The organism is Bacillus sp. GMs2/2, from assembly GCF_050172095.1.
GTDB classification, from domain to species: Bacteria; Bacillota; Bacilli; order Bacillales; family Bacillaceae_G; genus Bacillus_A; species Bacillus_A cereus.
This window is the reverse complement of record NZ_JBNLYE010000171.1, coordinates 1-8,578: the sequence shown is the minus strand read 5'-3', so window position 1 is coordinate 8,578 and position 8,578 is coordinate 1. Positions and strand designations below refer to the sequence as shown.

The window sequence follows — 8,578 nt, the reverse complement described above, 5'->3', positions numbered from 1 at the left end:
GCTCTATTTATATAGAGCTCCTTTCTAATTTTATAATTTACTAGACTGTAACCCCTGAATAAATGGAACTACTTCAGGATTTACAAGTGAAGACAAATCACCTAATTCTTTTCCTAAGTAAGCTGCTTTAATAACACGGCGCATTACTTTAGAATTACGTGTTTTCGGTAAATCTTCTACAACGTGGATGTCTTTAGGACACAACGCTTTTCCAATATGAGAGTTTACTAAACTCATTAATTCTTTCTTTAATTCTCCTGTAAATGTTACATGGTCTCTTAATACTACAAAACAATGACAAACTTCACCTTTTACTTCGTCAGGTACACCAATTGCAGCAGCTTCAATTACATCGTTATGTTTCACAAGAATAGATTCATATTCAGCAGGTCCAATACGTTTACCTGCAATATTTAACGTATCGTCTGAACGCCCTGTGATGATATATTGTTCACCATCGTAAATGACCCAGTCACCGTGGACCCATTTATTTTCAAAACGCGACCAATATGTGTTTATGTAACGTTCATCATCTTCCCAGAAGCTTTTCGTCATACCTACCCAAGGTTTCTCTAAGCATAATTCTCCGACCTCATCCCGAATTGGTTTACCTTGATCATCCAGTACGACAGCTGCCATTCCTGGTAAAGATGCGTTAAAACTAATCGGTGCTATTGGCTTAATAAGAACATTACCGAAAATCCCACCAGAGATTTCAGTTCCACCTGAGTAGTTACAGATTGGGACATTTCCTTTTCCAACTGTTTCAAACAGCCACATCCATGGATCAGGATTCCAAGGTTCTCCTGTTGATGCGAATACTTCCAAACTCTTTAAAGAATGTTTATTGACATACTCATCACCTTTTGCCATTAATGCTCGGATTAACGTTGGCGAAATACCTAAATGAGTAATCTCATATTTATCAACTGTCTCCCATAACCGGTCTGCTTCTGGGAAGTCTGGAACACCTTCGTACATAACCATCGTTGCTCCATTAATGAGTGAACCAAATAATAGAAACGGCCCCATCATCCAGCCCATATCAGTTACCCATAATACACGATCACCTTGTTTAATATTCATTCCAAATCCTGCATCAAAAGCTGCTTTCAAAGGAAATCCTGCATGCGTGTGTACTGTTCCTTTCGGCTTACCAGTCGTTCCTGATGTATAAATGAGCATTAATGGATCATCACTTTGCATTTCCTCTGCATGTATGAATGGTTTTTCTTTTTCTAGCGTACTCCACGAAAAGTCATAGTTATGTGGTGTAAAATCATTTCCTGCATGACGAACGATAACAACTTTTTCAACAGTTGGGCAATGTTCACAAGCTTTATCTACTTCATCTTTTAAAGAAACAATTTTACCGCGGCGTGAAAATCCATCTGCGGTAATAATCATTTTTGAACCTGCCGCTTGCACACGTGTCATAACTGCATCAGACGCAAAGCCTGAGAATATTGGTGAAATAATTGCTCCGATTTTCATTACAGCTAGCATCGCAACAACTGTTTCTGGAATCATCGGCATATAAATTGTTACACGGTCACCTTTCTCAATACCCGCGTGTTTCAAACCATTTGCAACACGGCTTACCCAGTTGTCAAGCTCTTCATATGTAAATGATTTTGAAGTTCCATTTTCCCCTTCGTACTGAAGTGCTGGCTGTATTCTCGTCTCTTCATCCGCAAGCCAGCGAGATAAAGCTGATTCTACAACGTTACATGTTCCGCCATTATACCACTGTGCAAACGGTGTACCATTTTCTAAATCTAACACTTCTGTATAAGGTTTCATCCATTGATAGCCTACTGCTTTTTCTGCCTCTCCCCAAAACCAAGCTGTTTCCTCAATAGATTTATTATAAAAAGTTTCATAGTCTTCATATCCCAATGATTTCATCCAACCATATAAACGTGTTTTTTCCTTGTACTCTTCTGTTGGAAACCAAACTGCTTGTTTCAATGTTTTCCCCTCCTTAACTTTTTGAGCAAGAAAGCCCTAAATAGGGCTTTTAAACTGGATATACAGGATGTTTACGATCTGTGAATACTTGATATTTGCTCATATACATTTCAAAACGTCCTTTTAACTCTTCACGTAAATTGTTTGGATGAACAATACCATCAATCACCATCTCTGATGCTAAGTGGTATATATCAATATCTTTCTTATACTCTTCACGTTTTTCAGCAATGAAACTAGCACGCTCTTCTTCTGGTAAAGTTGCAATTTTATTTGCATATACAGCATTAACCGCAGCTTCTGGACCCATTACCGCAATAGAAGCTGTCGGTAATGCCAGACAGCAATCTGGTTCAAATGCTGGACCTGCCATCGCATATAAACCAGCGCCATATGCTTTACGAACAACGATAGAAATCTTCGGTACAGTTGCTTCACTCATTGCAGAAATCATTTTTGCACCGTGGCGAATAATACCGGCACGCTCTACTTTTGTACCAATCATAAATCCTGGTACATCCGCAAGGAATAATAATGGAATATGATATGCATCGCATAAATTAATAAACTTAGCAGCTTTATCAGCTGAATCATGGAATAATACGCCGCCCTTCATACGCGGCTGATTTGCAATAATACCAACTGGCTTACCATCAATACGTGCTAAGCCTGTAATTAGTTCTTGAGCAAATAATTTTTTCACTTCATAGAATGAACCTTCATCAATAACTCTATTAATGAGATCTTTCATATTGAAAGGAGCATTTTGATTTTCTGGAATGATTTGTTCTAACGTTTTATCGAATTGTTTCGGTTCTTGAGGTGTAACCAATGGAGTCTTTTCTAAATAGTTGTTTGGAAAATATGAAATGTATTGTCTTGCTTGTGTAATCGCATCTTCTTCCGTCTTACATAAAACATCTCCGCATCCTGATACAGAGCAATGCATACGAGCCCCGCCCATCTCTTCTAAAGTTACCTTCTCACCGATAACCATCTCAGCCATACGAGGAGATCCTAAATACATAGATGCATTTCCCTCTACCATCATTACAACGTCACAAAAGGCTGGAATATACGCACCACCAGCTGCAGAAGGTCCAAATAACAAGCATACTTGAGGAACTTTACCTGATAACTTCACTTGATTATAGAAGATTCTTCCTGCACCGCGGCGCCCTGGGAACATTTCTACTTGATCTGTAATACGCGCTCCAGCAGAGTCAACTAAATAAAATAACGGAACACGTAGTTTTTCAGCTGTTTCTTGAATACGTAAAATCTTTTCAACTGTGCGTGATCCCCATGATCCAGCTTTTACAGTAGAATCATTGGCCATTACACACGCAGTACGACCATGTATTTTACCCGTTGCCGTTACAACGCCATCCGCAGGTAAGCCTGTTTGTTCACAGTTAGCAAATAATGCATCTTCTACATATTCGCCATTATCAAATAGAAGCGCTAAACGGTCTCGAACGAATAATTTTCCTTTTGCTTTATTTTGCTCATGATATTTCGGTGCCCCGCCTTGTTTAATTGTTTCAACTCGTTCTTCAAATGAATTAGATTGTTGTTTTTGGTCTAACATATTTACTCCCCCTTATACATCGGTTTGCGTTTTTCTTTGAATGCCTGTAATCCTTCTATGCGATCTTTCGTATGGATTACACCTTCATACGCTTGTTTTTCCATTTGTAATCCGGTATGTAAATCAACTTGAATACCATTTGAAATTGCCTCTTTTGCTAATCGAACAGCAATAGGTCCATTACTAGCAATTTTCTCTGCTATTTCAATCGCTTTCTCTTCAAGTAAATTAGCTGGTACAACAAATTCTACTAAACCGTATTCTTTTGCTTCTTGCGCTGAAATACGTCTACCTGTATAAATTAATTCTTTCGCTCTACCAGCACCAATTAATCTCGGTAAGCGCTGTGTACCACCTGCTCCTGGTATAATTGCAAGTGTCGTTTCAGTAAGACCAAGACTTGCAGATTCAGCAGCAATTCTAAAATCACAAGCTAAACTTAATTCCGTACCACCACCAAGTGCAATTCCATTTATAGCAGCAATAACTGGCTGTGGTAATTGTTCAACCATCTTCATAGTAGTACGAATCATACTAACAGCATGGCGAACTTGTTCTTCATTCATACCGGCACGCTCTTTTAAATCTGCACCAGCACAAAATGCTTTTTCACCAGTACCAGTCAAAATAACTACACGTGCGTTTGAATCTTCACTTATTTGAGTTAATATCGTTTGTAATTCATCTAATAATGCCAAAGATAATGAGTTTGCTTGTCTTGCACGATTTAACGAAATCTTTACTACGTGAGGTGTTACATAATCAACGGAAATGTTTTGTAATTGTAGCATCTACTCACCTACTTATCGTTTTATGTTGAAGCGCTCTATACACATGACTCGGTAATTGGATATTCAACTTACTTTGAATAAATTGACTAGCTCTCAATAACTTTTCTTCGTCTATATTCGTTTGGACTCCTAATTTATGGAGCATATGTACTAGGTCATCAGTGGCAACATTACCTGATGCTCCTGGTGCATAAGGGCAGCCCCCGAGTCCACCACAAGAACTATCAAACGTTGTAATACCGTATTCTAATGATTTAACTACATTCGCTAGAGCCATTCCATACGTATTATGAAAATGCATTGCAAACTGCGAAGCATCATACTTCTTTAATAGGTGTTCTAATACTTGTTCTACTTGTAATGGATTCGCTACACCGATTGTATCCCCTAGAGAAACTTCATAAATACCGTATGAAAATAGTTGATTACATAATTCGTCAACTGCTGCGACACTTATATTCCCTTCATAAGGACATCCAAATACAGTAGAAACATAGCCTCTTACCTTTTTCCCTTCGAATAATGCCTGTTTTGTTATATCTTCAATTACGACTAATGCTTCTTTGATCGATTTATTAATATTACTTTTATTATGAGATTCACTTGCTGATAAAAAAACATTCACCTCATCTACATTTTGCAAAAAAGCTCGTTCCAAACCATTTTGATTCGGAACAAGCGCAGCATATGTAACATTGGGATCCCTTTTCAGCTCAGAAAATACATCATTTGCATCCGCTAATGCAGGGACCCATTTTGGGTGAACGAATGAGGAAACTTCAACATACGACAATCCCGCTTCTGTAAGTAGTTGAATCCATTTTACTTTATCTTTTGTGCCAACAATCTTTTTTTCATTTTGTAAGCCATCACGTGGCCCGACTTCTTTAATGACAGCAAAATTAGGTAGTTTCAATTCGCTTCCCCCTATATCTCCCTATTCAATTTCTAATAATACATCTCCTTCATTTACAAAATCGCCTTCTTGTACATTAATTTTCATAACTGTGCCAGCTTCTTCTGAAATGATTGGAATTTCCATTTTCATAGATTCCAAAATGACGACATCCTGCTCTTCCTCTACTGTATCTCCTACTCCTACAACAATCTTCCAAACGTTTCCTGCCATCGATGCGTATACTTTCGTCATCATTTTTTCCCCCTTAATATTGTTAAATCTTATTTTTTAACGAGTTGTTTCGTTACAAAGCCTGTTGTATAAATACCCTCTTTGAACACTTCGTCTTCCAAAACTTGCAGTAGCATTGGTGTGTTCGTTTTAATACCTTCTACTTTTAATTCCTCTAGAGCATCATGTAATTTTGAAATTGCTTCTTCACGAGTCTCGCCATGTGCAATGACTTTCGCAATCATTGGATCATAGAAAGGTGTAATCGTTACATGATTTTCTAAGAAGTGATCAATCCGTACATTTGACGGTAATGTTAAATCTGTAATTTTCCCAGGTGACGGGAAGAATGTTTTCGGATCCTCTGCATAAATACGAGCTTCAATGGCATGACCACTACGTTTTACATCATCCTGAGTAAATGATAGTTTCTCTCCACTTGCAATCAGAAGTTGTTGTTCTACAAGGTCTAATCCCGTAATTTCTTCTGTCACTGGATGCTCTACTTGTAATCTCGTATTCATCTCTAAGAAATAGAAGTTCTTCTGATCATCTACAAGAAACTCAACTGTACCTGCATTTGTATAACCAAGTGCTTTGGCAGCTTGTACAGCAACTTCCCCCATCGCCTTTCGTGTACCTTCATCTAAAAATGGTGAAGGTGCTTCTTCGATTACTTTTTGATTTCGGCGCTGTACCGAACATTCACGCTCCCATAAATACACTGTGTTACCATGTGTATCTGCTAAAAGCTGAATTTCAATATGATGCGCGTCTGCTATATATCGCTCTAAATACATTTCTCCGTTACCGAAGAAGTTTTGCGCTCTTGTTTTATTACTTTCAAACGCTTTGGTGAGCGTTTGCTCAGTTTCCATCAACTGCATACCAATGCCTCCACCGCCTGCGGATGCCTTAAGCATTAATGGATAACCAATTTGTTTTGCAATTTCAATTGCTTCTTCAGCAGTTTCAATATTTGTAGTAATACCTGGGACTACTGGGACATCTGCTGCTTGCATTGCGATACGTGATTCGATTTTACTTCCCATCTTCGTAATGATTTCTTCTGAAGGACCGATAAATACGATTCCTTCTTCTTTGCAGCGAACCGGAAAAGACGGATTCTCTGATAATAAACCATAACCCGGATGAATTGCTTCTGTATTTGTCTTCTTAGCTATTTCAATAATTTTTTCAAGGTTTAAATAGCTTTCTTGGACACGCGGTCCACCTACTAAGTAAGCTTCATTTGCCATTTTCACATGAAGGGCATTTTCATCTGCTTCAGAATAAATAGCAACAGTGCGAATGCCAAGTTTTTGACAAGTTTTCATAATACGAACTGCGATTTCTCCGCGATTTGCAATTAATATTTTTTGAAACATAGTGATTCCTCCCTTTTATCTACATCCTAAATGTCTAGCAATTACGAGACGTTGAATTTCAGAAGTTCCTTCACCAATTTCTAATAGTTTCGCATCACGAATATGTCGTTCAACTTCATATTCACGCATATAACCATATCCACCATGAATCTGTACTGCTTGATTCGCAATACGGCTTGCTGCTTCCGATGCAAATAGTTTTGCCATTGCCGCTTCTTTGCCGAAAGGTTTATCATTATCTTTTAACCAAGCTGCTTTATGTACTAAATTGCGTGCTAGCTCTACTTCAGTCGCCATATCAGCTAATTTAAATTGAATCGCTTGGAAATTAGAGATTGACTTTCCAAATTGTTGACGTTCTTTCGCATATTGCAATGCACGTTCAAAGGCTGATTGCGCAATACCAACTGCCAATGCTGCGATTGAAATACGTCCTCCATCAAGTGTATATAAAAATTGTTTAAAACCTTTATTTACATCACCAAGAATATTTTCTTTCGGTACACGAACACCATCAAGTACGATTTCACAAGTATTAGAAGCGCGAACGCCCATTTTATCGTAAGGACTAGAAATCGTTAATCCTTCACTAGTAGTAGGTACGATAAATGCTGAAATGCGTTTTCTACCATTCTCTTCAACACCGTTGACAGCGGTTACAATAATTGTATTTGCATACTCTGCGTTTGTAATCCAACACTTCTCACCACTGATTACATACTCATCGCCATCTAGTACCGCTTTCGTTTGAGTACCACCTGCATCTGATCCAGCATTCGGCTCCGTTAATCCGAAGGCACCTAATGTTTTACCTGACGCCATTGGAACTAAATACTTTTGTTTTTGTTCTTCTGTACCGAAATAATAAATTGGAGAAGCACCTAATGAAATTGTTGCAGCATAGCTTAAACCAGTGCCACCACAAGCGCGACCAATTTCTTCAACTGCTAACGCATACGATACAGTATCGCCACCTGAACCTCCATACTCTTCTGGGAATGGGATGCCTAATAATCCTAGTTCGCCCATTTTTTGAAATGTTTCATATGGAAACTCTGCAGTTTTGTCATAATATACAGCTTTCGGTGCGATTTCCTTTTCAGCAAAGTCACGTACCATTTCTTTAATCATTTGTTTTTCGCGAGTTAGAGTAAATTCCATTCCGCTACACACCCCTTATCGAATATTGAGTTTCGACAGCGTGCGAGTTTCTACTACAAACATAACAACTTAAAAGACAAGAATATTAGTTAGACAATTGCTATAATTCTGTCATAACTTAATTTTAAAACAGATTCTGTACTAATGCACAAAAAAATTCCTACATTGTTCTACAACAACATAGGAGATTTTGTGTCGAATTATGTAATTTATTGTTTAATAATCTCTACCTTTTCCCGAATCAGAAATTTCTACTAATGCTTCAGGGTATGGTTCGAAATACGTTTGTCTTAATAAATACTTTTCATCAAATCGAATGGCCCATGATTTTAAAATTGTAAGTAAACTACTAAGTGGTATTTTCTTTTCTGCATACTTTTGTAACAGTTCTATAAAATGATCTTTTTCTTGTTTTTTTAGCTTTGTTTTAAAGTATCCAAAAATGTGCTCGCATACATTTACATTCGATGTATAGCGGGGGGTGCGCATAAATAATTCATATAAAGTCTTCTCATAGTTTTCAAATACAACTTCAATCTTTTCATTT

General features: G+C 37.8%; 8 protein-coding genes. All 8 read right to left on the bottom strand.

Annotated features, from left to right (window positions below):
- Window positions 1–30: 30 nt before the first annotated feature.
- The gene (locus ACQGS6_RS18600; protein WP_000806480.1) at window positions 31–1,971 is read right to left on the bottom strand and encodes an AMP-binding protein; all 1,941 of its coding nucleotides are present in this window, start codon (window positions 1,969–1,971) and stop codon (window positions 31–33) included.
- Between the two features lie 49 nt (window positions 1,972–2,020).
- The gene (locus tag ACQGS6_RS18595; RefSeq protein WP_000886745.1) at window positions 2,021–3,562 is read right to left on the bottom strand and encodes an acyl-CoA carboxylase subunit beta; all 1,542 of its coding nucleotides are present in this window, start codon (window positions 3,560–3,562) and stop codon (window positions 2,021–2,023) included.
- A 2-nt stretch (window positions 3,563–3,564) separates the two neighbouring features.
- A complete protein-coding gene (locus tag ACQGS6_RS18590) occupies window positions 3,565–4,353 on the bottom strand; it encodes an enoyl-CoA hydratase (protein ID WP_000939797.1) in 789 nt (262 codons plus the stop codon).
- A 4-nt stretch (window positions 4,354–4,357) separates the two neighbouring features.
- Window positions 4,358–5,269 (bottom strand): hydroxymethylglutaryl-CoA lyase, encoded by a 912-nt coding sequence (gene mvaB / locus ACQGS6_RS18585; protein WP_000775438.1) that lies wholly within the window; start codon window positions 5,267–5,269, stop codon window positions 4,358–4,360.
- Window positions 5,270–5,290: 21 nt separating this feature from the next.
- The gene (locus ACQGS6_RS18580; protein ID WP_001987345.1) at window positions 5,291–5,506 is read right to left on the bottom strand and encodes an acetyl-CoA carboxylase biotin carboxyl carrier protein subunit; all 216 of its coding nucleotides are present in this window, start codon (window positions 5,504–5,506) and stop codon (window positions 5,291–5,293) included.
- A 26-nt stretch (window positions 5,507–5,532) separates the two neighbouring features.
- Window positions 5,533–6,870, bottom strand: a complete 1,338-nt coding sequence (locus ACQGS6_RS18575) for an acetyl-CoA carboxylase biotin carboxylase subunit (protein ID WP_000486756.1) — start codon at window positions 6,868–6,870, stop codon at window positions 5,533–5,535.
- Between the two features lie 15 nt (window positions 6,871–6,885).
- Window positions 6,886–8,031, bottom strand: coding sequence for an acyl-CoA dehydrogenase (locus tag ACQGS6_RS18570; RefSeq protein ID WP_000397282.1), 1,146 nt, complete (start codon window positions 8,029–8,031; stop codon window positions 6,886–6,888).
- A gap of 216 nt (window positions 8,032–8,247) precedes the next feature.
- Window positions 8,248–8,578: DUF1722 domain-containing protein (locus tag ACQGS6_RS18565; RefSeq protein ID WP_426965408.1), on the bottom strand; the 331-nt coding region annotated here is incomplete at its 5' end.

What these genes read in the sequence shown, in the direction of transcription:
- ACQGS6_RS18575 (WP_000486756.1), bottom strand. Translation starts at nt 6,870, where the DNA reads ATGTTTCAAAAAATATTAATTGCAAATCGCGGAGAAATCGCAGTTCGT.
- ACQGS6_RS18570 (WP_000397282.1), bottom strand. Translation starts at nt 8,031, where the DNA reads ATGGAATTTACTCTAACTCGCGAAAAACAAATGATTAAAGAAATGGTA.
- ACQGS6_RS18595 (WP_000886745.1), bottom strand. Translation starts at nt 3,562, where the DNA reads ATGTTAGACCAAAAACAACAATCTAATTCATTTGAAGAACGAGTTGAA.
- ACQGS6_RS18590 (WP_000939797.1), bottom strand. Translation starts at nt 4,353, where the DNA reads ATGCTACAATTACAAAACATTTCCGTTGATTATGTAACACCTCACGTA.
- ACQGS6_RS18580 (WP_001987345.1), bottom strand. Translation starts at nt 5,506, where the DNA reads ATGATGACGAAAGTATACGCATCGATGGCAGGAAACGTTTGGAAGATT.